Source organism: Streptomyces sp. NPDC003720 (assembly GCF_042875075.1).
GTDB lineage: Bacteria > Actinomycetota > Actinomycetes > Streptomycetales > Streptomycetaceae > Streptomyces.
Genome location: NZ_JBIANZ010000005.1, coordinates 217,996 through 240,646, shown reverse-complemented (window position 1 = coordinate 240,646; position 22,651 = coordinate 217,996). Strand labels below are relative to the sequence as shown.

Annotated in this window: 20 protein-coding genes and 1 riboswitch; of the genes, 3 read left to right on the top strand and 17 right to left on the bottom strand. The window is 72.9% G+C overall.

From position 1 onward, the window contains the following. Nucleotide 1: 1 nt before the first annotated feature. On the bottom strand, nt 2-1,195 hold the full coding sequence (locus tag ACFYU0_RS15645) for an MBL fold metallo-hydrolase (protein ID WP_351668323.1): 1,194 nt from the start codon (nt 1,193-1,195) through the stop codon (nt 2-4). A gap of 182 nt (nt 1,196-1,377) precedes the next feature. On the opposite strand from ACFYU0_RS15645, the gene ACFYU0_RS15640 reads away from it, so the two are divergent. Continuing rightward, nucleotides 1,378-2,559, top strand: coding sequence for a Glu/Leu/Phe/Val dehydrogenase dimerization domain-containing protein (locus ACFYU0_RS15640; protein ID WP_389301271.1), 1,182 nt, complete (start codon nt 1,378-1,380; stop codon nt 2,557-2,559). A gap of 64 nt (nt 2,560-2,623) precedes the next feature. Beyond that, entirely contained in the window at nt 2,624-3,214 is a 591-nt protein-coding gene (locus ACFYU0_RS15635; protein WP_351668319.1) for a TetR/AcrR family transcriptional regulator, read from the top strand. A gap of 153 nt (nt 3,215-3,367) precedes the next feature. On the opposite strand, the gene ACFYU0_RS15630 is transcribed toward ACFYU0_RS15635, so the two are convergent. The 3 genes from ACFYU0_RS15630 to ACFYU0_RS15620 form a co-directional block, all read right to left on the bottom strand. Further along, nucleotides 3,368-4,153 carry an SGNH/GDSL hydrolase family protein gene (locus ACFYU0_RS15630; RefSeq protein WP_351668416.1) on the bottom strand — a complete coding sequence of 262 codons (786 nt, stop codon included), beginning with the start codon at nt 4,151-4,153 and terminating at the stop codon, nt 3,368-3,370. Between the two features lie 253 nt (nt 4,154-4,406). After that, nucleotides 4,407-5,351: a peptidoglycan DD-metalloendopeptidase family protein gene (locus ACFYU0_RS15625; RefSeq protein ID WP_389301269.1), complete on the bottom strand. Its 945-nt coding sequence runs from the start codon at nt 5,349-5,351 to the stop codon at nt 4,407-4,409. 4 nt (nt 5,352-5,355) lie between these two features. After that, nucleotides 5,356-5,552: riboswitch (cyclic di-AMP (ydaO/yuaA leader) on the bottom strand. Nucleotides 5,553-5,821: 269 nt separating this feature from the next. Beyond that, a complete protein-coding gene (locus ACFYU0_RS15620) occupies nt 5,822-7,912 on the bottom strand; it encodes an alpha-galactosidase (RefSeq protein WP_389301266.1) in 2,091 nt (696 codons plus the stop codon). A 172-nt stretch (nt 7,913-8,084) separates the two neighbouring features. Here ACFYU0_RS15620 and ACFYU0_RS15615 point away from each other — a divergent pair, with 172 nt between their 5' ends. After that, the gene (locus ACFYU0_RS15615) at nt 8,085-8,882 is read left to right on the top strand and encodes a tyrosine-protein phosphatase (RefSeq protein ID WP_389301263.1); all 798 of its coding nucleotides are present in this window, start codon (nt 8,085-8,087) and stop codon (nt 8,880-8,882) included. A gap of 6 nt (nt 8,883-8,888) precedes the next feature. On the opposite strand, the gene ACFYU0_RS15610 is transcribed toward ACFYU0_RS15615, so the two are convergent. The 13 genes from ACFYU0_RS15610 to hpnC all read right to left on the bottom strand — a co-directional run bounded on the left by ACFYU0_RS15610 (nt 8,889) and on the right by hpnC (nt 22,558). After that, complete coding sequence (locus ACFYU0_RS15610; protein ID WP_351668311.1) at nt 8,889-9,011, bottom strand: DUF6126 family protein; 123 nt, start codon at nt 9,009-9,011, stop codon at nt 8,889-8,891. After that, on the bottom strand, nt 9,008-9,634 hold the full coding sequence (locus ACFYU0_RS15605; RefSeq protein ID WP_351668309.1) for an XRE family transcriptional regulator: 627 nt from the start codon (nt 9,632-9,634) through the stop codon (nt 9,008-9,010). The genes ACFYU0_RS15610 and ACFYU0_RS15605 overlap by 4 nt, the downstream gene beginning before the upstream one ends. A 74-nt stretch (nt 9,635-9,708) precedes the next feature. Further along, on the bottom strand, nt 9,709-11,094 hold the full coding sequence (locus ACFYU0_RS15600; protein WP_389301260.1) for an aspartate aminotransferase family protein: 1,386 nt from the start codon (nt 11,092-11,094) through the stop codon (nt 9,709-9,711). Continuing rightward, nucleotides 11,091-12,998: a 1-deoxy-D-xylulose-5-phosphate synthase gene (gene dxs, locus ACFYU0_RS15595; RefSeq protein ID WP_389301258.1), complete on the bottom strand. Its 1,908-nt coding sequence runs from the start codon at nt 12,996-12,998 to the stop codon at nt 11,091-11,093. The genes ACFYU0_RS15600 and dxs overlap by 4 nt, the downstream gene beginning before the upstream one ends. Nucleotides 12,999-13,033: 35 nt before the next feature. Then, nucleotides 13,034-14,167, bottom strand: a complete 1,134-nt coding sequence (ispG, locus tag ACFYU0_RS15590) for a flavodoxin-dependent (E)-4-hydroxy-3-methylbut-2-enyl-diphosphate synthase (protein WP_389301255.1) — start codon at nt 14,165-14,167, stop codon at nt 13,034-13,036. Nucleotides 14,168-14,171: 4 nt separating this feature from the next. Then, complete coding sequence (gene hpnH, locus ACFYU0_RS15585) at nt 14,172-15,194, bottom strand: adenosyl-hopene transferase HpnH (RefSeq protein WP_351668301.1); 1,023 nt, start codon at nt 15,192-15,194, stop codon at nt 14,172-14,174. Nucleotides 15,195-15,199: 5 nt separating this feature from the next. Beyond that, entirely contained in the window at nt 15,200-15,841 is a 642-nt protein-coding gene (locus tag ACFYU0_RS15580; RefSeq protein WP_389301251.1) for a 1-hydroxy-2-methyl-2-butenyl 4-diphosphate reductase, read from the bottom strand. 1 nt (nt 15,842) lies between these two features. Further along, a complete protein-coding gene (gene shc, locus ACFYU0_RS15575; protein ID WP_389301249.1) occupies nt 15,843-17,894 on the bottom strand; it encodes a squalene--hopene cyclase in 2,052 nt (683 codons plus the stop codon). A 114-nt stretch (nt 17,895-18,008) separates the two neighbouring features. After that, complete coding sequence (locus ACFYU0_RS15570; RefSeq protein WP_351668295.1) at nt 18,009-19,142, bottom strand: polyprenyl synthetase family protein; 1,134 nt, start codon at nt 19,140-19,142, stop codon at nt 18,009-18,011. Then, nucleotides 19,142-20,578, bottom strand: coding sequence for a hydroxysqualene dehydroxylase HpnE (gene hpnE, locus ACFYU0_RS15565; protein ID WP_351668293.1), 1,437 nt, complete (start codon nt 20,576-20,578; stop codon nt 19,142-19,144). Before hpnE ends, ACFYU0_RS15570 begins: the two co-directional genes overlap by 1 nt. Further along, complete coding sequence (locus ACFYU0_RS15560) at nt 20,575-20,715, bottom strand: DUF6380 family protein (RefSeq protein WP_351668291.1); 141 nt, start codon at nt 20,713-20,715, stop codon at nt 20,575-20,577. The genes hpnE and ACFYU0_RS15560 overlap by 4 nt, the downstream gene beginning before the upstream one ends. After that, nucleotides 20,715-21,665: a presqualene diphosphate synthase HpnD gene (gene hpnD, locus ACFYU0_RS15555; RefSeq protein WP_351668288.1), complete on the bottom strand. Its 951-nt coding sequence runs from the start codon at nt 21,663-21,665 to the stop codon at nt 20,715-20,717. The genes ACFYU0_RS15560 and hpnD overlap by 1 nt, the downstream gene beginning before the upstream one ends. Then, a complete protein-coding gene (gene hpnC / locus ACFYU0_RS15550) occupies nt 21,662-22,558 on the bottom strand; it encodes a squalene synthase HpnC (RefSeq protein WP_389301242.1) in 897 nt (298 codons plus the stop codon). The genes hpnD and hpnC overlap by 4 nt, the downstream gene beginning before the upstream one ends. Nucleotides 22,559-22,651 lie beyond the last annotated feature (93 nt).

Genomic DNA, 22,651 nt, shown 5'->3' with positions numbered 1-22,651 from the left:
GTCACCGCTCGCCGGCCAGGTCGGCCTCGGTGCGGGCGAACTCCACGGCCGCCGGGCGTTCCTGGGGCCTGCGCCGCAGGTGGGCGACGGGCGCCGAGGCGGATCGCCACCAGGCGTCGGCGGGGAGCTTCCCGGCGGGTTCGAAGGGCTCGCCGGGCCGGGGCAGGGCGAGCGCCTGGCCGGCCTCCTCGGCGGCCTCCTTGGTCCACTCGCCGGGCTCGGCCCAGGGGTGGGGGGCGAGGTTGAAGGTGCCCCAGTGGATCGGGAGCAGCACGCCGTGCGGGGCGCCGCCCTGGAGGTCGAGGTGGGCGCGCAGGCCTTCCTCGGGAGTCATGTGGATGTCGGGCCAGAACTCGCTGTACGCGCCGAGCTGGACCATCGTCACGTCGAACGGGCCGTGGGCGGCGCCGATCTCCCGGAAGCCGTCGAAGTAGCCGGTGTCACCGCTGTGGTAGACGCGGTGCTCCTCGCCGGCGACGGACCAGGACGCCCACAGGGTGTGCTGGGTGTTGCGCAGACCGCGGCCGCAGAAGTGGCGGGCCGGGGTGGCGGTCAGAGTGAGGCCGCCGACCCGGGTGGACTCGTGCCAGTCGAGTTCGCGCAGCCGGTCCGCCGAGACGCCCCAGTGCTCCAGGTGCGCGCCGACGCCCAGCGGCACGGCGAACACGGTGTCCGTGCCTGCCAGCGCCTTGATCGTGGGCATGTCCAGGTGGTCGTAGTGGTCGTGCGAGACGACCACCACGTCGACCGGGCCGAGCGCGGCCAGCGGCAACGGCACCGGGTGCAGCCGCCTGGGCCCGGCGAAGGGGAACGGGGAGCAGCGCTCGCCCCAGACGGGGTCGAACAGGACGCGGTGCCCGTCGATCTCCACGAGCACGCTGGAGTGGCCCATCCAGGTCACGCGCAGCCCTGTCGTGGGCGGCTGGGCGAGGTCGGCGTAGGTGGTGGCGTGCACCGGCACGGTGCCGGCCGGGGAGCGCAGGGGCCGGGTGTCCTTGTCCAGGAACACCTTGGCGAGGTCGAGCGTGGAGCCGGAGGGCCGGGTGCGGGCGGTGCCGCCCGGGTTCTGGAAGACGCCGTCCGCGAAGTGCGGGGAACGGCGGATCCGGGCGAGGCGCTCACCGCGCGGCTGCGCGCCGAAGGCCTCGGGCCGCAGCGCGCTGAGCCCGGAGCTCCTGGAACGCCAACCGGTCACGGATACCTCCACTGAAGTCGCTGAGGTCCTCCATTATGGTCGGCCCCTCCGACAGTGCGGCGCCGCCCGCTCCTCCGTCCCGCCCCGCCGGGCGTGCGCGGCGGCCCGCCCGGCGCTTTGACAGCGGCCCGCCCGCTGCGGATACTGACCGGCTGTTCAGTAACCGTCCTCCGGGAGCCCCCATGACCGCCGCCCCCCTCATGTCGCTCGTGTGGACCGACCACGTCACCGGGCGGCGGGGTTTCCTGGTCGTCGACCGGCTGGTGCGGGGCGTGGCCAGCGGCGGGCTGCGGATGCGCGCCGGCTGCACGCTGGAGGAGGTCACCGGGCTCGCGCGCGGCATGACGATGAAGGAGGCCCTGCACTACGACCCGGCGGCCCGCTACGTCCCCCTGGGCGGCGCCAAGGGCGGCATCGACTGCGATCCGCGGGACCCGGCGGCCTACGGGCTGCTCGTGCGCTACCTGCGCGCGATGCGGCCGTACATCGAGAGCTGCTGGACCACCGGCGAGGACCTGGGCCTCAGCCAGGACCTGGTGGACCGGGCCGCCGCCGAGGCGGGTCTGGTCTCCACCGTCCAGGCCGTGTTCCCGCTGCTGGACGACGAGCCGGCGGCCCGCGCGCGGCTCGCGGACGCCTTCGCGGTGCGGGTGGACGGCATCGGCCTGGACGAACTGGCGGGCGGCTGCGGGGTCGCCGAGTCGGTGCTGGCGGCCCTGGACCGGGACTCGGTGCCGTACCGGGGCACCCGGGTGGCCGTGCAGGGGCTGGGCACGATGGGCGGGGCCACGGCGCGGTTCCTCGCACGCGCGGGACTGACGGTGGTGGCGGTGGCCGACGTCAAGGGCACCGTCGCCAACCCGGACGGCCTGGACGTGGAGGCGCTGATCGCCGCACGGGACGCCTACGGCACGCTCGACCGCTCCGCGCTGCGTCCGGCCGACCGCGAGCTGCCCGGCGACGCCTGGCTGGCGGCGGACGCGGAGGTCCTGGTGCCGGCCGCGGTCTCCTACGCGGTCGACGCCGCCGGGCAGGAGCGGATCACCGCCCGCTGGGTCGCCGAGGCCGCCAACATGCCCGTACTGCCGGAGGCGGAGCGGCTGCTGGCCGCGCGCGGGGTGACGGTGCTGCCGGACGTGGTGGTCAACTCGGCCACCAACGCCTGGTGGTGGTGGACGCTGTTCGGCGACGTCGGCCCGGACGCCGACGAGGCGTTCGCCCACATCCGCCGCTCGATGCGCGCGCTGACCGGGACGGTGCTGGACCGCGCGCGGGCCGACGGGACGACTCCCCGCGCCGCCGCCCACGCCCTGGTGTCGGACCGGCTGCCGGTGATCGCCGGGCGTTACGGCTGGTACCGCTGACCCCGGCGGGTCGCGGCCGTCGGCGGCGTGGGGCGCTGTCCGGCCGACGGGCTAGTGTGACCGCGTGGCGAGAGTGCGGTTGAGCGTGGCCGAGCGGCGGGAGGAGATGCTGCGGGCCGCCATCGGGCAGATCGAGGCGCGGGGCGTGGCGGCGGTCAGGATCGCCGACGTGGCCTCGGCGCTCGGGGTGAGCAACGCGCTGGTGCTGTACCACTTCTCGACGAAGGAGAAGCTGGTCGCCGCCGCCTTCGCCTACGCGGCCGAGGACGATCTGGCGCGTCTGCGGGCGCTGCTGGCCCGCCGGACCTCCGCGCTGCGCCGGCTGCGCGCCGCCGTGCGCTGGTACGCGCCCACGGGCCAGGCCAAGGGCTGGCGGCTGTGGATCGAGGGCTGGGCGGTGTCGCTGCGCGAGCCGGCCCTGCGGGCGGTCACCCGGGACCTCGACCAGCGGTGGAAGGCGGCGATCGCCGAGGTCATCGTGGAGGGCGTGGCGGCGGGCGAGTTCACCTGCCCCGACCCGGCGGGCACCGCCCTGCGGCTCACCGCCCTGCTCGACGGCCTCGCAGTGCAGCTCACGTCCTACCCGGGCTCGGTGCCACGCGCCCGCGCCCAGGAGTGGGTGAACGACGCCCTGGTCCGGGAACTGGGCCTCTAGCGGGCGGAGTCGACCGGCGCGAGCGCGGCGCCGGCCCGTACGGGAACGCCGGGATCGCCGGTCCGGGACGCGGGCCGGTCCGGCGGGCGCGCGCGGCCGCGCCTCGTTCCGCCGGGGTCGCGGTACGGGGCGCGGCCGTGCCGTGCGCCGGGGTCAGGCGACCGCCGCGATGCGCATCTTGATGTCGTCCGGCGACAGCGCGCCCTTCGCCGTGACGTGGTCCCCGGAGGACTCGCCGCGCAGCCGGCGGCCGATCCACGGCACCAGGTACTCGCGGGCCCAGTGGACGTCGTCCCGGCGGATCTCCAGGGTGCCCCTGGGCGGGAGCGGCGGCCAGACCTGCTCCGGGTCGGCCGGGATCTCCAGGCCGAGGGCCTGCCCGGCGCGCAGCGCCACGCGCGTGTGCCCCTCGGGCGAGAGGTGCAGGCGGTCGCTGTCCCAGGCCCTGCGGTCCTGGACGGACTTCAGGGACCACAGGTCGAGCACCGGGCAGCCGTACCGGTCGGCGATGGCGCGGACATGCCCGTTGTAGGTGGCGATCTTGCCGCGCAGGTGCTTGAGCACCGGCACGCCCCGGGTGTCGAAGCCGGTCGTCACCATCACCGTGCCCGCGGCGGCCGCGAGGGCGGCGATGGCCCGCTCGAAGCGCTCGGCCACCTCGTCGGGGTCGGTGCCGGGCCGGATGATGTCGTTGCCGCCCGCGCAGAAGGAGACGAGGTCGGGGGCGAGTTGGACGGCCTTCGGGAGCTGGTGCTCGACGATCTGGTCGAGCAGTTTCCCGCGGACCGCGAGGTTGGTGTACTGGAAGTCGCCCTCGGGCCGCCGGTCGGCGAGCAGGACCGCGAAGCGGTCGGCCCAGCCCACGAACGCCCCGTCGGGCCCGGGGTCGCCGACGCCCTCGGTGAAGCTGTCCCCCACCGCTACGTACGACCCGATCACTGCACTGTTGTCACTCTTCGAATCGTCTGCCACGTCGGACCATGATTCACCTTCGGATGTGACCTACGCGACCGTAGGCAGGGGTTGACGATCGGTGAGATGAGACACCCTTAAAGAGTTTGCCAACCCAGGAATACGGCGGGTACGGGGCCGGTCCGGACGTACCGAAGGCCGGACCCGGGGATCGGGGGTCCGGCCTTCGGAGGCTGTCCGGCAGGTGGCCGCCGGGAGCGTGTCGCTGAGCGCGGGTGGCTCAGAGGGCGACGCCGTGCGAGCGGAGGTAGCCGACGGGGTCCACGTCCGAGCCGTAGTCCGGCGTGGTGCGGATCTCGAAGTGCAGGTGCGGGCCGGTCACGTTGCCGGTGGCGCCGGACAGGCCGATCTGCCGGCCCGGGGTCACCGTCTGGCCGGCCGACACCGAGAGCTGGGAGAGGTGGGCGTACTGGGCGTAGTAGCCGTCGTTCAGCTTGATGACGACCTGGTTGCCGTACGCGCCGCCCCAGCCGGCGGAGACGACGGTGCCCGCGCCGACGGCCTTGAGGGAGGTGCCGGTGGGGACGACGAAGTCGACGCCGGTGTGGTAGCCGCTGGACCACATGCTGCCGGCGACGTGGTAGGCGGTGCCGACGGTGGGGACGGCGACCGGGAGGGTGTAGCCGGTGGCGGGGGCGGCTTCGGCGGCCTTGGTGACCTGGGCCACCGGAGACGCCTGGAGGACGGGGGCGGCCGGGGCGGTCATCGCCGGGGACTCGGCCCGGGCGCCCGAAGGCTGCGCGGACCGCGCGGGGGCGGGGGCCTCGGTGCGGGTCGGGGCGGCGGCCTTCTTGCCGAGCGACAGCTTCAGACCGGGGTGGATCAGCGCCGGGTTCTCGCCGACGGCCTGCCGGTTGTCGGCGTAGAGCCGGTGCCAGCCACCGCTCACATGCTGCTCGCCGGCGATCCCGGCCAGGCAGTCGCCGGGCTTCACCGTGTAGGTGTGCACGCCGGGGGCCTGCTGGGTGGCCGCCGCGGCCTTTCCGGCCGCCGTCTTCCCGGCGGACTGCACGGTCTTTCCGGGGGTGGACTGAGCGGTGGCGGCGTGCGCTCCGGTGGCGCCCAGCAGGGGCAGGGCCAGTGCGGCGCCGCCGGTTCCGGCGGCGGCGATGGAGCGGGTGAAACGCCGAGACTTGGGACGGCGGTGCTTACCCTTCGCGGGCATGACGCATTCCTCTCCGGCGCCTGCGGGGTGAGCTGTCGGGTTCGGGCTGGAGCTGCCCGGCCGCGCGGTGCGCGGCTTCACCCCGAGCCTGTCGCGGAGACCGGGACAGGCGAGTCGTACCTGGTGGGTCCCCCGCTCCTGCCGTGCACGGGTCATGTGTGCGGGACTCCGGGCGGCGGCAGGATTCGGCGTTCCGTCCGGATTGGTGGCGAACGTAAGCGAGCGGGACGCGCGGAAACAAGCGGCCGATTCCCGGCGTTCACGCCCCAGAAGATCCAAAAGGGAAATTCGCGGTCACCGTGCGTGAATTCCCGTCCGCTCCGCCGATCGAATTCCCGGTTTCCGTCCAGGAATTAGGTGAACATGACGAACAGCGGACGGTCACGGTTATGACGCTCCTCACGCACCGCTCCCCAGCGGCCATTACTCCGGGCCGAGTTGCGACGAAGGCGTCAATTCGGGCAGAGGAATCATATGCGGCGCAGTCGGACTACTACCGCATCCAGGTCACCGCGCAGTCCGGTCGGCAGTCCATGGTGCAGCAGCACCGCACCGCGGTGCACTTCGCCCGTTTCGCAGCATTCGTACGATGCCGTGGGGTCGAGTCCGCGCAGCCGTACGCGCGGCACCGGCTCCCCGTAGCTCTGCGCCTGGAGGCACGCCAGGACCACCGTCTCGTCCCCGAGCACGTACTGGACGGCGCTCAGGCCGCCCGTCGGGGGCCGCAGCCGGTACAGCTCGCCGCGCTGGACGAGCGGCCTGATCTCCTTGTAGAGGGCCACCCACTCCCGGGCCTCGGCCAGCTCCTCCTCGGACCACGCGGTGAGGTCGCCGCCTATCCCGAGGACGCCCGCCATGGCGCTGACGAAACGGAAGCGCAGGGAGCTGGTCCTGCCGTTGAGCTGGTTGTTCGGGCTGTCGGTGACCCAGGCGGCCATCACGCGCGCGGGATGGATCTGACTGAAGCCGTGCTGGATGGCGAGCCGGTCCAGCGGGTCGGTGTTGTCGGAGGTCCACACCTGGTCGGTGCGGCTCAGCACACCGAGGTCGATCCGGCCGCCGCCGCCCGAGCAGGACTCGAAGGCGACGTGGGGGTGGGCGGCGCGCAGCCGGTCCAGCAGGGCGTACAGCGCGCGGACGTGGTCGACCCACAGACGCTGCGGATACGGCTCGCCCGGCCAGCCGGCGTCGGTGAAGCAGCGGTTGAAGTCCCACTTCACGTAGTCGATCGGCGCGCCGGACAGCAGGGCGTCCAGACGCTCCCACAGGTACTCCTGGACGTCCTCGCGGGCGAGGTTGAGGACGAGCTGGTTGCGCAGTTCCGTCCGCCTGCGGCCCCGCTGGTGCTGCACCCAGTCGGGGTGGGCGCGGTACAGGTCGCTGTCCGGGTTGACCATCTCGGGCTCGACCCAGACGCCGAACCGCATGCCGAGGCCGTGCACCTGGTCGGCCAGGGGCTTGAGGCCGTGCGGGAACCGGTCGGGGTTGGGGGTCCAGTCGCCGAGTCCGGCCCGGTCGCTGGTGCGGGCGCCGAACCAGCCGTCGTCGACGACGAACAGTTCGACGCCGATGCCGGCCGCCCGCCGGGCGAGCGCGGCCTGCTGCTCCTCGGAGATGTCGAAGAACGTCGCCTCCCAGGAGTTGAACAGCACCGGCCGGTCCCGGTCGGCGTCCGGGATCACGTGTGCGCGCTGGTAGGCGTGCCAGGTCCGGCTGGCCCCGCCGAATCCGCCGTCGCTCCACAGGCCCGCGAAGACGGGGGTGGTGTACGACTCCCCCGGTTCCAGGAGCAGCAGGCCGGAGTCGTCGTGGCCGGCCCCGCCGGTGATCTGCACGCGTGCGTCGGGGAGTTGGGCGACGGCGATCCGCCAGGAGCCGGACCAGCCGAGCGCGCAGCCGTAGACCTCCCCGCGTTCCTCGGTGGCGTCGGTGTCGAGGGCGACCCAGGGCAGGTGCTGGTGGCCGGTGTGGCCGCGGCGGCTGCCGATGACCTTCTCGCCGTGGGTGAGCGGAGCGCGGGTGAGCAGGGACTCGGCGGCCCAGCGGCCGTGGAGCTGGGACAGCCGCCAGCCGTCGCGGTCGGGCAGGGTCCAGGCGGCGGCGTCGGCGCGCAGCAGTTCCACCCGCGTCTGCCCGCCGTTGTCGAGGGTGACCCGGCGCTCCACCACGTCGCCGCGCATCCGGTAGTGCAGGGTGACCGCCAGTCCGTCGTCGTCGAAGCGCAGCCGCAGCTCCGCGCCGTCTCCCGCCTCGTCCCGCTCGCACTCGTACGACACGAAGCGCCATTCGGTGCCGCGCCGCTCGCCGGTGCGGACGCTGAGCGCGGGGCGGACGAAGCGGGGGCCGCCCTCGACGGGGTACTCCTCGCGGCCGTCGAGCGGGGACTCGAAGGGCCGGTAGCCGGGCAGCGGGCTCAGGGCCAGGGCCTCGGCGTCGGGGAGCGTGATGCGGGGCCCCCAGTGGAGGTGGATCAGCTCGTGCGCCTCGGTCAGGTGCAGGGCATAGCTGCTGGTGGGCCCCGACAGGAGCCAGGTGCGTCCGTTCTCGGCGATGTCCACCATCGAGACCTCACAGGTGTCAACAGATCCGCTCAGGTGCGCACATCATCGGGGCCCGTGCGCGCCCCTGGCAACGCCTGTGGACAACTCGTTGCCCGAGGTGATCGATGTCGTATCGTCGTCGGAGCGCCCGCCGGCGAGCCGAGCCGACGGGTTCCGACCGGGAGGAGCCCCCGTGACGCAGCAGGTCCCGTCGACCGAGCCGGAGCTGGCCGGAGTGCGCAATTTCCGTGACGTGGGCGGACTGCCGACCGAGGACGGCCGGCGGGTGCGGCAGGGGGTCCTGTTCCGTAGCGGTCACCTCGCGCACGCGACGGAGGAGGACGCGGCGTTCCTCGCCTCCCTGGGCCTGCACACGGTGTTCGACTTCCGCAACGCGGCCGACCAGAAGCTGGAGGGCCCGGACGTCGCCCTCCCGGGCGTGCGGAACGTGAACCTGCCGCTGAGCGACCCGGCGGACGGCGCCGAGTTCTGGAAGATGGTCCGGGACGGCGACCTCGACCAGCTGCGCGACATCCTCGCGGACGGCAGGGCCGCCGCCCGGATGGTCGCCTCCTACCGGACGATCGTCACCGAGCGCACCGCCGAGCACTCCCGGGTGCTGCACTCGCTCGCCGAGGACAGCGTCCCCGCGCTGATGCACTGCGCCGCGGGCAAGGACCGGGCGGGCATCTCCATAGCGGTGACCCTGCTCGCGGTGGGCGTGGAGCGCGACGCGGTCGTCGCCGACTACCTCGAGTCCAACGCCAAGCACCGCCGCTACAAGGTGCGACGCAACGGCAGCCCCGACTCCGCGTACACCCCCGAGGTGATGGAGCTGCTCAGCCCGCTCTTCGACGCGCGCGCGGAGTATCTGCAGGCGGCGTTCGGGAGCATCGAGGAGACCTGGGGCGGCTTCGACGCGTACTTCGAGCAGGGGCTCGCACTCACCTCGGCCACCCGTGAGCGGCTGCGGGAGCGCCTGCTCGACTGACGTCCGTCAGCTCTTGGCGCCCACCGCGAACAGCAGGTAGAGGAACGCGGCGAACAGGTGGCCCACGGCGATGTAGATGATCAGCCGGATCCACAGGGAGCGGGGGAACTTGGTCTCGTAGTCGCTCATGGCAGCTCTCCGGTCAGCGGGCCCAGGCACAGTGCGGCCGTGGGGCTCTGCAGCAGGGTGTGGACGAACAGCAGTTCCACGCCGTCCTGGTCCTCGGCGGCCAGGCGGTGCGGGGTGAGGGAGTCGAAGTGCGCGCTGTCGCCGGGGCCGAGCAGATGCGCGGTGTCCCCGAGGCGCAGCCGCAGCCGCCCCTTGAGCACGTGCAGCCATTCCTCGCCGGGATGGACGCGCACGATGTCGCCCTGCGCGCCGTACGGCACCCGGACGCGCAACGCCTGCATACCCCGGCCGGACGCGCCGGCCTGGAAGTAGGTCCAGCCGCCCGCCCGGGTGGGCTCCATGTCGGCGGCGCGCACGATGGCGTCCCGGTCGGCGACCCGCTCGCCCAGCAGTTCGGAGACGGTCGTACCGTAGGTACGGGCGAGCGCGAGCAGCATCGGCAGCGACGGCTGGCGCCCGCCGGTCTCCAGCCGGGAGAGGTGGGCGGGCGAGAGCCCGGCGGTGCGGGCCGCCGCCTCCAGGGTGAGGCCGGCGCGCCGGCGCAGGTCCCGGAGCTGCGGCGCCACGGCGGGCAGCAGGTCGTCGCCCTCGCCCGCCGGTGGCGAGGCTTCTGAGGCGTTCATGCCTCCATTGAGCCCCAGGTTTGCCTCTGCGGCAAATTTCTTGCCTCAGAGACAAACCCGTCCTCCGGCCGGCTCTACCGGTTGCCCACCGCCTGCTTGATCAGCGTCTTCCCGAAGTCCCACATCAGTCCGCCGCCGTTGTGCGCATCGTCCATGACGGCGGTGAAGGCGGCGACGAACCGGTCCACGTCGGCCTCGTCGATGATCAGCGGCGGGATGAGCTTGATCACCTCCAGGTGGTCGCCGGACACCTGCGTGAGGATGTGGTGGCGCTGCAGCAGCGGGACGACGACCATCTGCGCGAACAGGCCCTTGCGGGCGGCCTGCAGCATGGTCCAGCGGCCGCGCAGCTTCAGCGAGGAGGGCCGCCCGAACTCGATGCCGATCATCAGGCCCCGGCCGCGCACGTCCGCGAGCAGCTCGTACCGGTCGATCAGCGCGGTGAGCCGCGACTTCAGCAGCTCGCCGGTGGTCCGCACCCCGGCCACGATCTGCTCGTTCTCCATGACCGACAGCACGGCGAGCCCGGCGGCCATGGCCTGGGCGTTGGAGCCGAAGCTGGCCGAGTGGACCAGCACGCGGTCCATGGACGAGTAGACCTTCTTGAAGATCCACTCCTTGCCCAGGGTGGCGCCGACCGGCACGTAGCCGCCGGACAGCGCCTTGGCCACGCACACCAGGTCCGGCTCCACGCCCTCCTCGTGCTGGTAGGCGTAGAAGTCGCCGGTGCGGCCGAGGCCGGTCTGCACCTCGTCGGCGATCAGCAGCGCCTTGTGCCGGTGCAGCAGGTCCTGGGCGGCGCGCAGATAGCCGGGCGGCGCCTCGTGCACCCCCTTGCCCTGGACGGGCTCGACGATCAGGGCGGCCACGTCGCCCTTCTTCAGCTCCCTGGCGAGGGCGTCGAGGTCGCCGAGGGGTACGGCGGTGTCGGGGAGCAGCGGGGCGAACCCGTCGCGGAAGCCGTCCTCGCCGTTGACCGACAGGGAGCCGGTCGTCAGGCCGTGGAAGGCGTGGTCGCAGTACAGCACCCTCGGCCTGCCGGTGGCGTACCGGGCGAACTTCAGGGCGGTCTCCACCGCCTCCGTGCCGCTGTTGCCGAAGAACACCCGGTCCAGGTGCGGGCTGTGGGCGAGCAGCCGCTCCGCGAGCAGGCCCGGCAGCGGCTGGCAGTCGAAGCGGGTGAGGTCGGCGAGGCCGAGGTCCAGGACCTCGTGCAGCGCCTTGCGGACGACCGGGTGGTGGCGGCCGAGGCCCATCACCCCGAAGCCGGCGAGCATGTCCAGGTAGTCGGTGCCGTCCGCGTCGAAGAAGTGGGCGCCTTCGGCCCGTTCGTAGACCCGGTCGAAGCCGATGGTGTGCAGCATGCGCGGGAGCTGCGGGTTGAGGTGCTTGGCGTGCAGCTCGTAGCGTTCGGCTCCGCGCTCGGCGAGGAGGGCGCCGAGGTCGAACTCCGTGCTCATTCACTCTCCTTGGCTGTGCCGTCGACGGCCTTCACGGCCCTGACGGCCAGGCTCGCGCTGATCCGCCCGGCGATCTCGACGGGGGTGAGGCCGATGTCGGCCAGTACCTCGCCGCGCTTGGCGTGCGCGAGGAACTGGTCCGGGATGCCGAACCGGCGTACCGGCACGTCCACGTCCGCGTCGCCGAGGGCGAGGGCCACGGCCGAACCGACGCCTGCCGCACGGCTGTTGTCCTCCACGACGGCGACCAGGCGGTGTCCGGCGGCCAGGTCCGGCAGGGCGGGGTCGACGGGCTTGACCCAGCGGGGGTCCACCACCGTGCAGCCGATGCCCCGGGCCGCGAGCAGCTCGGCGGCCTGGAGGCACACCGGCGCCATCACGCCGACGGCCACCAGCAGCACCTCGGGGTGTTCGCCGCGGTGCAGGACGTCCATCCCGCCCACCCGGCCGACCGCCGGGATGTCAGGGCCGGCCGACTCCTTGGGGAAGCGCACCAGGGTGGGCGCGTCGTCCACGGCGACGGCCTCCCGCAGCTGGGCGCGCAGTTGCCCGGCGTCGCGCGGGGCCGCGATCCGCAGCCCGGGCACGACCTGGAGGACGGACATGTCCCACATGCCGTTGTGGGACGCCCCGTCCACCCCGGTGACGCCGGCCCGGTCCAGCACGAAGGTGACCCCGCAGCGGTGCAGGGCGACGTCCATCAGCAACTGGTCGAAGGCGCGGTTGAGGAAGGTGGCGTAGACGGCGACGACCGGGTGGAGTCCGCCGGTCGCGAGCCCGGCGGCCGAGACCGCCGCGTGCTGCTCGGCGATGCCGACGTCCCACACCCGGTCGGGGAACCGCTCGGCGAAGCGGCCGAGGCCCACCGGGTGCAGCATGGCCGCGGTGATCGCGACGACGTCCGCGCGCTCCTCGCCGATCCGGACGATCTCGTCGCCGAACACCGAGGTCCAGGAGGGGCCGCCGGCCGGCGCGAGGGGCTCGCAGGTGAGCGGGTCCATCACGCCGACGGTGTGGAAGCGGTCCTCCTCGTGGGCGAGGGCGGGTTCGTAGCCGCGGCCCTTCTCCGTGAGGCAGTGGACCACGACGGGCCCGTGGAAGCGTTTCGCGCGGCGCAGCGCGGACTCGACGGCCCCGATGTCGTGCCCGTCGATCGGGCCGACGTACTTCAGCCCCAGGTCCTCGAACATCCCCTGCGGGGCGAAGGCGTCCTTGAAGCCCTTCTTCGCGCCGTGCAGGGACTCGTAGATCGTGCCGCCCACCACCGGGGTGCGCAGCAGCACCTCCTTGCCCCAGGCGAGGGCCTTCTCGTACCCGTCGGTGGTGCGCAGGGTGGCCAGGTGGTTGGCGAGGCCGCCGATGGTCGGGGCGTAGGAGCGCTCGTTGTCGTTGACGACGATGATCAGCGGCCGGTCCCTGGCGGCCGCGATGTTGTTCAGCGCCTCCCAGGCCATCCCGCCGGTCAGCGCGCCGTCGCCGATGACCGCGACGACGTGCCCCTCCTCCCCCAGTACCTGGTTGGCCTTGGCGAGGCCGTCCGCCCAGCCGAGCGCGGTGGAGGCGTGGCTGTTCTCGATGACGTCGTGCTCGGACTCCTCCCGGGAGGGGTAGCCGGACAGGCCGCCCTTGCCGCGCAGTTTGGAGAAGTCCTGACGTCCCGTCAGGAGTTTGTGCACATAGCTCTGGTGTCCGGTGTCCCACAGGATGCGGTCGACCGGCGACTCGAAGACCCGGTGGAGCGCGATGGACAGTTCCACCACGCCCAGGTTGGGCCCGAGGTGACCGCCGGTTCTCGACACCGCGTGCACCAGGAACTCGCGTATCTCGTCGGACAGTTCGCCGAGTTCCGCCTCGGACAGCGCCTTCAGGTCGCGTGGTTGCCGGATGGTCTCCAGGATCGTCACGCTGGGCCCCCTCTCGGTCCGTGCCGTGCCTTGCCTCAACTCACGTCGTCCGCGGCGCCCGCCCCCTCGGCGAGCTTCATGGCCTCTTCGATCAGGGTCTCCACGATCTTCGACTCCGGGACGGTCTTGACGACCTCGCCCCTGACGAAGATCTGGCCCTTTCCGTTGCCCGAGGCAACTCCGAGGTCTGCTTCACGGGCTTCGCCCGGACCGTTGACCACGCACCCCATCACCGCGACCCGGAGCGGCACTTCCATGCCGTCCAGGCCCGCGGTGACCTCCTCCGCCAGTTTGTAGACGTCGACCTGCGCTCGCCCGCAGGACGGGCAGGAGACGATCTCCAGCCCCCGCTGCCGCAGTCCCAGGGACTCCAGGATCCGGATGCCTACCTTGACCTCCTCCACCGGAGGCGCGGACAGCGAGACGCGGATGGTGTCGCCGATGCCCTGGGAGAGCAGGGCGCCGAACGCGACGGCCGACTTGATCGTCCCCTGGAACGCCGGGCCCGCCTCGGTGACGCCGAGGTGCAGCGGGTAGTCGCACTGGGCGGCGAGCCGCCTGTAGGCCTCGATCATCACGACCGGGTCGTTGTGCTTGACCGAGATCTTGATGTCGCGGAAGCCGTGCTCCTCGAAGAGGGACGCCTCCCACAGGGCCGACTCGACCAGCGCCTCCGGGGTGGCCCTGCCGTACTTCTGCAGCAGCCGGCGGTCCAGGGAGCCCGCGTTGACACCGATCCGGATCGGCGTGCCGTGGTCCTTCGCGGCCCGCGCGATCTCCTTCACCTTGTCGTCGAACTGCTTGATGTTCCCCGGGTTCACCCGCACCGCCGCGCAACCCGCCTCGATGGCCGCGAAGACGTACTTCGGCTGGAAGTGGATGTCCGCGATCACCGGGATCCGCGACTTCCTCGCGATGACGGGCAGAGCGTCCGCGTCGTCCTGCGTGGGGCAGGCGACCCGGACGATCTGGCAGCCGGACGCGGTGAGTTCCGCGATCTGCTGCAGGGTGGCGCCGATGTCCGAGGTGCGGGTCGTGGTCATCGACTGCACCGAGACCGGGGCCCCGCCCCCGACCGCCACCGGCCCGACGTGGATCCGCCGCGACACACGGCGCGGCGCCACCGGCCGGGCCGGCACCTCGGGGACGCCCAGGGGGACGGCGGTCACGGGGTCACTCCCGGTTTCCGGAGACGGTCTCGCGCATGGCCCGCAGCGACTCCTTCAGGGAGCCCATGGTGGCGAGGACGGCGGTGGGCTCGTACCCGCAGTGCGCCATGCAGTTGGCGCAGCGCGGGTCCTTGCCGCGGCCGTACTTGTCCCAGTCGGTCTCCTCGATGAGTTCCCGGTACGTCGGGACGTAGCCGTCGCTCATCAGGTAGCAGGGGCGCTGCCAGCCGAAGAGCGAGTAGTTCGGGATCGCCCAGGCGGTGCACGGGAAGTCGACCTTGCCCTCCAGGAAGTCCAGGAAGAGCGGGGAGTGGTTGAGCCGCCACTTGCGCCGGTTGCCGCCCGCGAAGGACTTCCTGAACAGCTCGCGGGTCTGCTCCACACCCAGGAAGTGCTCCTGGTCGGGCGCCTTCTCGTAGGCGTAGGCGGGCGAGATCATCATCTCGTCCACCTCCAGGTCGTCATTGAGGAAGTTGAGCACCTCGATGATCGTCTGCGGGGTGTCGGTGTTGAAGAAGGTGGAGTTGGTGGTCACCCGGAAGCCGCGCCGCTTGGCCTCCTTGATGGCCTCCACCGCCTCGTCGAACACGCCCTCCTTCGCGACCGACTCGTCGTGCCGCTCGCGCAGCCCGTCGATGTGCACCGTGAAGGCGAAGTAGGGCGACGGCGTGAACTTGTCCATCTTCTTGCGCATCAGCAGCGCGTTGGTGCAGAGGAAGACGTACTTCCGCCTCGCCACGAGCTGGCGCACGATCTCGTCGATCTGCGGGTGCATCAGCGGTTCCCCGCCGGCGATGGACACCATCGGCGCGCCCGACTCCAGCACCGCGCCCACGGCCTGGGCGACCGGCATGCGCTGCTTGAGCACACCGGCCGGGTGCTGGATCTTGCCGCAGCCCTCGCACTTGAGGTTGCAGGCGAAGAGCGGTTCCAGCTCGACGATCAGCGGAAACTTGTCCCGCCTGCGGAGTTTCTGTTCGGCCAGGTATGTAGCGACCTTGATGGACTGACGCAACGGCATGGCCATCTGGCTCACCTCCGGGGGAGCGACAAAGAACGGTGCCATTCATAAAAAGCGGGCAGGACCGAACGCAGGACACGGAAGGCTGATATTCCACCGCGTACCGTGCCGATACGGACGAGTTCATGTTCAGGAGCGTCCACGACCACCCGTACGGCCGCAACCGGGCGCTCGCCCGCGCGCACGGCGCTCAGCAGCGTGGCGGCCGACTCCATGTCGACCGCGATCGCGCCGGTCGCGCGCAGCGCGGACCGCTCCGGGCCGCGCACGACGTGGTCGGAGCCGATGAGCGCTCCGGTGTGGACGGTGCGCCCGGGCAGGACGCGCGCGAGCTCCTTGACGAGCGGTTCGGTGTCCACGCACGGGACGGTCCCGCGCGGGTCCCGGGTCTCCTCGGCGACGACCAGGTCGCCGGGGTGCATACCGGGGGCGAGTCCGGCGCAGAAGCCGGTGGCCAGGACGGCCGCGGCGGTGAGCGCCGGCTCGGACAGGTGCCGGGTGACGGACCGTTCCGCCGCCCGGGGCCCCATACCCGTCCGGACGAAGGTGACCGGCCCGCCCGCCCCGCCGCGTTCGCCGGTGCGCAGGGCGAGGTGCTCGATGCCGAGCGCGCAGGCGATCAGCAGCGGGGGCGGGGCGGGCCGGGTGCTCACCTCAGCTCACCGTGGCCTCGGGCAGCGGCTTCGTGCCGTCGGAGGCGGACCTCCTGGCCCGGGCGAGCGGCGGCCGCTCGAACGGGTCGCCGTGCAGGTAGCGGCCGAGCGCGGTGAGCGGGAACACCTGGCGGTACAGGTGGTAGTTGATGGAGAAGTCCCAGGGGAAGCCGGTGCCGGTGAAGTACGGCTCGTCCCAGGAGCCGTCCTCGCGCTGGGTCGCCGCCAGCCACTGGACGCCGCGCCGCACGGCCTCCGAGTCCCGCTCGCCGGCCGCGAGCAGCGCCATCAGCGCCCAGCCGGTCTGCGAGGCGGTGGAGGCGCCGCGGCCGCTCCACTCCTTGACGTGCTTGTAGGAGCGCAGGTCCTCGCCCCAGCCGCCGTCGTCGTTCTGCACCTTCTCCAGCCAGGCCACCGCCCGCCGGATCGCCGGGTGGGAGCCGGGCAGGCCGGCCGCGGTGAGCGCGGGCACCACGGAACCGGTGCCGTAGAGGTAGTTGACGCCCCAGCGTCCGAACCACGAGCCGTCCGGCTCCTGTTCGGCGAGCAGCCAGTCGATGCCGCGCCGGGTGCGGGGATCGTGGGCCAGTCCCTCGGCGGCGAGCATCTCGACGACGTGCGCGGTGACGTCGGCGGACGGCGGGTCGATGACCTCGCCGAAGTCGCAGAAGGGCAGCCGGTTCGGGAACGGGCTGGTGTTGTCGACGTCGAAGGCGCCCCACGCGCCGTTCTTCGACTGCATCCCCAGGTTCCAGCGCACCGCGCGCCCGATGGCGTGGTCCACGCGCTCGGGGTCGTGGTGCCGGACCCGGCGCAGCGCGAGGGCGACCTCCGCGGTGTCGTCGATGTCCGGGTAGTTGTCGTTGTGGAATTCGAACGCCCAGCCACCGGGCGGGAGTTGGGGCCGCTTCACGGCCCAGTCGCCGGGCCGGACGATCTCCTCGCCGAGCATCCAGTCGGCCGCCCTGACCAGTTGCGGATGGTCGATCGGCAGGCCCGCGTCGACGAGCGCGATGGTGGCGAGGCAGGTGTCCCACACCGGGGACTGGCAGGCCTCGATCATCCGCGCGCCGTCCTCGCGCCACACGGCGAAGCGGTCCAGCGAGGCGAGGCCCTCGCGCATCACCGGGTGCTGGAGGTCGTAGCCGAGCAGGCGAAGGGCGATGACCGAGTACACGGCCGGGGGCTGGATGCCGCCCCAGCAGCCGTCGTTCTCCTGCCGCTCGATGATCCAGCGGGCGGCGGAGTTCATCGCGGCCCTGCGCAGCCGGCGCGGGACCACCTTGCGCAGCCGGTGCAGCGCCTTGTCCAGACGCTGGAAGGCGCCGTCCCAACTCGCCACCGGCGCCAGGGGCTTCACCGGGTTGGGGTCGGCCGGGTCGGTGTGCAGCTCGTCCAGCGGAAAGGGGGCCGGGCGGACGGGGCGCTTCGCCGAGACGATGGTCAGCGGCACGATGGTCTGCCGGGCCCAGCACCCGAAGTCGTAGATGTTGAGCGGCATCCACTGGGGGAAGTAGATGAGCTCCGGCGGGAGTTCGGGCAGGTCCTCCCACTTCCACCAGCCGAACAGGGCGAGCCAGATCCGGGTGAAGACCCGGGAGGCGGCGATGCCGCCGTGCTCGCGGACCCAGGCCGACGCCTTCGCCATGTGCGGGGCGTCGGGCGCGTCGCCGGCCAGGCGCAGCGCGACGTACGCCTCGATGGTGGTGGACAGTTCGCCGGGGCCGCCGTAGAAGGTGGCCCAGGTGCCGTCCGGGCGCTGCTCGCCGCGGATGAACAGGGCGGCGGCCCGGACCGTCTCCTCGTCCAGGATGCCCAGGAACTGACGGAGCAGCAGGTCCTCGGCGTCCATCGTGACGTTCGTCTCGAGGTCGCCCTTCCACCATCCCTGGGCGTCCTGGCGGGCGAGCAGGAAGTCGGTGGCGCGGCGCGCGGCGCGTTCGGCGGCTTCTTGTACCCCGGCCGCCTCGGGGGTGCTGATGTCTGTTTCGCTGGCCGCGGCAGCGCGGGGCGGCATGGTCGCTCCGGTGCTTCCGTCGGTCGTCGCTGTCATGGCTTCCCCTTCGTGCAGTCGTGCGAGTCGTGCTGCTGTGGGTCCGCCGTCGGCCGGTGCCGTCATCCGCGACACCGGCCGGCGACTACGCGAGGGTTATTCGACCGATAGTGATCATCTCTTCCGTACGACGACGAAGTCGGCGAGCGCGGTGAAGGCGGCCCGCACCCGGTCGGGCATGTGGACGGCGTCGAGGGCCTCGACGGCGATCGTGTGCTGCCGGCGCGCCTCCCCGGCCGTCCACTCGCGGCCGCCGGCCTCCTCGATGAGGGCGGCCCGCGCCGCGAACTCCTCCTCGGAGAAGTTCTCGAAGTCGCTGCTCTTGGCGTCGGCGGCGAGGATCTCGCCGAGCCGCTCGGAGGCGTCGCCGCCCGCGGCGAGCGCGGCCACCACCGGCAGGGACTTCTTGCGCTGGCGCAGGTCGCTCCAGGTCTGCTTGCCGGTGGCCTCCGGGTCGCCCCAGATGCCGAGGAGGTCGTCGACGGCCTGGAAGGCGAGGCCGAGGTGGTAGCCGTAGCGCTCCAGCGCGTCGGCGGTGGCGTCGTCCGCGCCGCCGAGGACCGCGCCGATCGAGGAGGCGCAGGCGAGCAGGGCGCCGGTCTTGTTGCCCTCCATCTCCAGGCACTCCTCGACGCTGACACGGTCGCGGTGCTCGTAGGAGATGTCCTGGGCCTGACCGTCGATCAGGGCGCGGGTGGCGGTGGTCAGCCGGCGGGTGGCGCGGCCCGCCTCGACGGTGCCGAGCTCCAGCAGGACCTCGTTGCCGAGCGCGAACAGGGCGTCGCCGACCAGGATGGCCTGGGCGGGGCCGTGCACCTTCCAGACGGTGTCGCGGTGCCGGCGCTGCTCGTCGCCGTCCATGAGGTCGTCGTGCAGCAGCGAGAAGTTGTGGACGAGTTCGACGGCGACCGCACCGGGGACGCCCGCCTCGGGGGCGGCGCCGGTGACCTCGGCGGACAGCACGGCGAGTGCGGGGCGGACGGCCTTGCCGCCGTCCCCGTCGGCCGGGTTGCCCGCGGCGTCGATCCAGCCGAAGTGGTAGGCGGCGACGGTGTCCATGGGCGGCGCCAGGCGGTCGACGGCGGCGCGCAGGACCGGGGTGGCCAGGGTGCGGCCGCGCTCCAGCAGCGCGGTCACGTCCACCGCGGTCCTCGGGTCGGCCGTCGAGGCGGGGGGCACAGTGGGCACAGTCTCTCCTGTTGTTGCGGTACCGCGGGTGCGGGGGCCCGCCACGTGGTGCTCGGTCATCAGGCCGCCTCCTCGAACGCGAAGAGGCGGGCAGGGCGGGGCCGGCCCAGGGCGCTCAGCGCGGCGTCGGCCGCGCTCACGCCGCTTCGGACCGCGCCCTCCATGGTCGCGGGCCACCCGGTGGCGGTCCACGCTCCGGCCAGGTAGAGGCCGGGGGCCTTGGTGCGGGCGCCGGGCCGCAGCCGGCCGGTGCCGGGGGTGGGGGCGAACGTCGCCGTGCGCTCCCGGGTCACGAAGAAGTCCTTCACCACGGCGTCGCGCGTGCCGGGGATCAGCCGCTCCAGCTCGGGCAGGTAGCGCTCGCGGAGCACGGCGACCGGTTCGTCGATGTCGTCCCGCGCGGCCGACTGGGACACGGCGAGGTACTGGCCCTCGCGCAGCCCGGAGGCCTCGGTGCGGTCGAACACCCACTGCACGGGGGTGCCCAGGGCGGCGAGGAAGGGCCGGGCGAGCACCGGGCGGTCGTAGACGACGTGCACGTTGAGGATGGGCGCGGTGCCGATCTCCAGCAGCCGTCCGGGGGCGTCGAGGGCGCCGGGGGGCAGCAGGTCGTGCGTCTCGCGCTGGGGCACGGCGAGGACGACGGCGTCGGCGCGGAGCGTCTCGCCGGGAACCTGAACGCTCCAGCCCCCGTTCTCGTTGTGGAGGACGGAGGTGACGCGTGTACGGACTTCGGTACGGACGCCCGCGGAGTCGAGCGCCTTGCGGGCCAGCCGGTCGTGCAGTTCGCCCAGTGGGACGCCGGCCCAGCCGATGTCGGCCGCGCCCGGTTCGGACAGCAGACCGGTCTTGAACACCATCGCGGCGAGTGCCAGTGAGGCGTCGCCCGCGGCCGCGTTGAGGGTGGCGACCCCGACCAGGTCCCACAGGGCCTCGACGGCGCGCGCCGACTGGCCGTGCGCGGCCAGCCAGCTGCCGAAGTCCTGGGCGTCCAGGGCCGGATCGGCCAGGTCGAGCCCCTTGAGCGCGAGCGCGGCGCGTCCGACGGCGGCGCGCTCGGCGAGCGAGAGGTGCGGGTAGACGGCCAGGCTGCGTCCCAGGTGGAGGGGGACGGGCAGCGGGTCGCGCCGCAGCCGGCCGAGGCGTCTGCCCTCGGGCTTGGCGACGTCGACGACCGGCACGTCCAGGCGGTTCTGCAGCGGCGCCAGCGCCGTGCCCTCGATCCGGTCGAGGAACCAGCGGTAGGCGGTGCAACAGCGCAGGTACACGTGCTGGCCGTTGTCGACGGTCAACTCGCCGCGCTGGAAGGAGAAGGCCAGCCCGCCCAGCCTGGGTCTGCCTTCGACGAGGGTGACGTCGACGCCCGCGTCGGCGAGCGCGAGCGCCGCGGTGACGCCGGCGAGACCGCCGCCGACGACGACGGCGGTGCGCCGCGCCGGGGCCTCGGGGGCCCGGGCGCCGGCGTGCGCCTGTGCGGTGCGGGAGCCGTCGCTCATCTGGCGTCCTTCCGTGCGCGTCGACCGTGCTGGATGAACGGTGCACGGTCGGCCGTCGCAGTCAGGGACGCCACGCCGCGGCGCGGGGTTGCCCGTCGCGCCGGATCGTCGGAGCCGGACGGTTCCCGGGTGCCCATCAGACGCGCCTCCTGACGGTCCGCCGGGAGACGTGCCGGGTGTCGAGGCCGGACAGCCCGCGCACGGCGACGTAGGCCTTCTCGCGTCCGGGCAGCGAGACACGGCCGCGCAGCACGGCCTCGGGGTCGCGCTCGATGCGGTCCAGCAGCCGTCGGTAGATGCCCGCCATGGCGGCCACGCAGGCGCCGCTGCGCCGGTCGAGCATGGGGAGCAGCCGGTAGCCCTCGGCGAACAGGGCGCGGGCCCGCCGCACTTCGAAGTGCACGAGGCCGGCGAAGTCGGAGCCCTGCGGTGGAGTGGGCCCGTCGAATCCGGCCGAGCAGCCGAACTTGGCGAGGTCGTCGGCGGGCAGGTAGGTGCGCCCGCCCTGGGCGTCCTCGCGGACGTCCCGGAGGATGTTGGTGAGCTGGAGCGCGAGCCCGAGCGTGTCGGCGTACTCGGGGGCGCGCTCGGCGCCGCGCGCGCCCGGCTCGGTGCCGAAGACGCCGAGCGAGAGGCGGCCGATGGCGCCGGCCACGCAGCGGCAGTAGACCTTCAGGTCGTCCCAGGTCTCGTAGGTCTCGCCGCGTACATCCATCTGGACGCCGTCGATCAGCTCGTCGAGGCCGCCGAGCGGGATCGGGAACGCGCGCGCGGCATGGGCGAGGGCCACCGCCACCGGGTCGGTGTGGTCCTCGGCGACCTCGCCGGCGCGGATCCGGGTGAGCAGTGCCCGGGTGTCCTCGAGCCGCGCGACCTTCACCTCGCCCGGCAGGTCGCCGTCGCCGATGTCGTCGACGCGCCGGGAGAACGCGTAGAGCGCGGACATGGCGCGCCGCTTGGGCGTCGGCAGCAGCCGGATGCCGTAGGCGAAGTTGCGGGCCTGCTGCCCGGTGACGGCCTCGCAGTAGCCGTAGGCGGCGAGTACCGGTGCGGACACGTGCGGCACAGACTCCACGGTCCGGATCACCCCTCTCCTCGCAGAGTCGCGCCCGCCTCACGCAGCAACTGGACCTTGCCGGGCTTGGGCGGGCCGGGAAGTACGTCGTATTCGGCGGCGGCGATCGCCCGGACCGCCGCCCTTCCCCCCGCCACGAACCCCGCGAGCAGCAGCTTCAACCTGCCGTGGACGCTACCCACCAGGGGGGCGCCTTCATTCAGCAGATCGCGGGCGCGTTGTGCTTCGTATGCAACCAGGGCGCGCACCGAAGCGCTCGCGGTTTTCGCGGCGAGGTCGGTTTCCCGGACGTGGAAACGCTTCATGTCCTGGGCCGGCAGGTAGACACGGTCCCGGCCGAGGTCCTCCGCCACGTCCTGGAGGTGCTCGACGATCTGCAGCGCGGTGCAGATCATGTCGGACAGCCGGATCCGCTCGGGGGTCGCGGTGCCGGTGACGGCGAGGACGAGGCGGCCGACGGGGTTCGCGGACAGTTCGCAGTAGGCGAGGAGGTCGTCGTAGGTCTCGTAGCGCCGCACGAGCTGGTCCTGGCGGTTGGCGGCGATCAGGCCGAGGAACGGCTCGGGGGTCAGGGAGCGGCGGCGTGCCGTGGGCTGCAGGCGGCGCAGCAGCGGGTGGTTCGGGGTGCCGTCGAAGACCCGGCGCAGGTCGGCCTCGAAGGCGTCCAGGAGGACCAGCCGGTCCCCGGCCTCGCCGGGCGGCACGCCGAGGGCGCGGGCGTCGGCGCCGCCGGGGGCGAGGTCGCCGTCGCCGATGTCGTCCACCAGGCGGGCGAAGCCGTAGACCGCCATGAGGTCGTCGCGCCAGGCACGGGGCAGGAAGAAGGGGGCCACGGGGAAGTTCTCGCTCGCGGCCTTGTCCAGGGTGACGCGCTCCAGGTCCGGCGCCGTGCGGGTTCCCGTCACCACGGGCTGCCCGGGGCGTGGACGGCACATGCTGCGCTGAGCTGGGGAGTTTCCGTAGCCATTGCCGTCACATCTCCCGTTCTACACTGCCGA

Excerpts from the sequence above, each read along its gene's own strand:
- ACFYU0_RS15640 (WP_389301271.1), top strand. The coding sequence starts at position 1,378 with ATGACCGCCGCCCCCCTCATGTCGCTCGTGTGGACCGACCACGTCACC.
- ACFYU0_RS15625 (WP_389301269.1), bottom strand. The coding sequence starts at position 5,351 with ATGCCCGCGAAGGGTAAGCACCGCCGTCCCAAGTCTCGGCGTTTCACC.
- ACFYU0_RS15620 (WP_389301266.1), bottom strand. The coding sequence starts at position 7,912 with ATGGTGGACATCGCCGAGAACGGACGCACCTGGCTCCTGTCGGGGCCC.
- ACFYU0_RS15610 (WP_351668311.1), bottom strand. The coding sequence starts at position 9,011 with ATGAGCGACTACGAGACCAAGTTCCCCCGCTCCCTGTGGATCCGGCTG.
- ACFYU0_RS15605 (WP_351668309.1), bottom strand. The coding sequence starts at position 9,634 with ATGAACGCCTCAGAAGCCTCGCCACCGGCGGGCGAGGGCGACGACCTG.
- ACFYU0_RS15600 (WP_389301260.1), bottom strand. The coding sequence starts at position 11,094 with ATGAGCACGGAGTTCGACCTCGGCGCCCTCCTCGCCGAGCGCGGAGCC.
- hpnH (WP_351668301.1), bottom strand. The coding sequence starts at position 15,194 with ATGGCCATGCCGTTGCGTCAGTCCATCAAGGTCGCTACATACCTGGCC.
- shc (WP_389301249.1), bottom strand. The coding sequence starts at position 17,894 with ATGACAGCGACGACCGACGGAAGCACCGGAGCGACCATGCCGCCCCGC.
- ACFYU0_RS15570 (WP_351668295.1), bottom strand. The coding sequence starts at position 19,142 with ATGACCGAGCACCACGTGGCGGGCCCCCGCACCCGCGGTACCGCAACA.
- hpnE (WP_351668293.1), bottom strand. The coding sequence starts at position 20,578 with ATGAGCGACGGCTCCCGCACCGCACAGGCGCACGCCGGCGCCCGGGCC.
- ACFYU0_RS15560 (WP_351668291.1), bottom strand. The coding sequence starts at position 20,715 with ATGGGCACCCGGGAACCGTCCGGCTCCGACGATCCGGCGCGACGGGCA.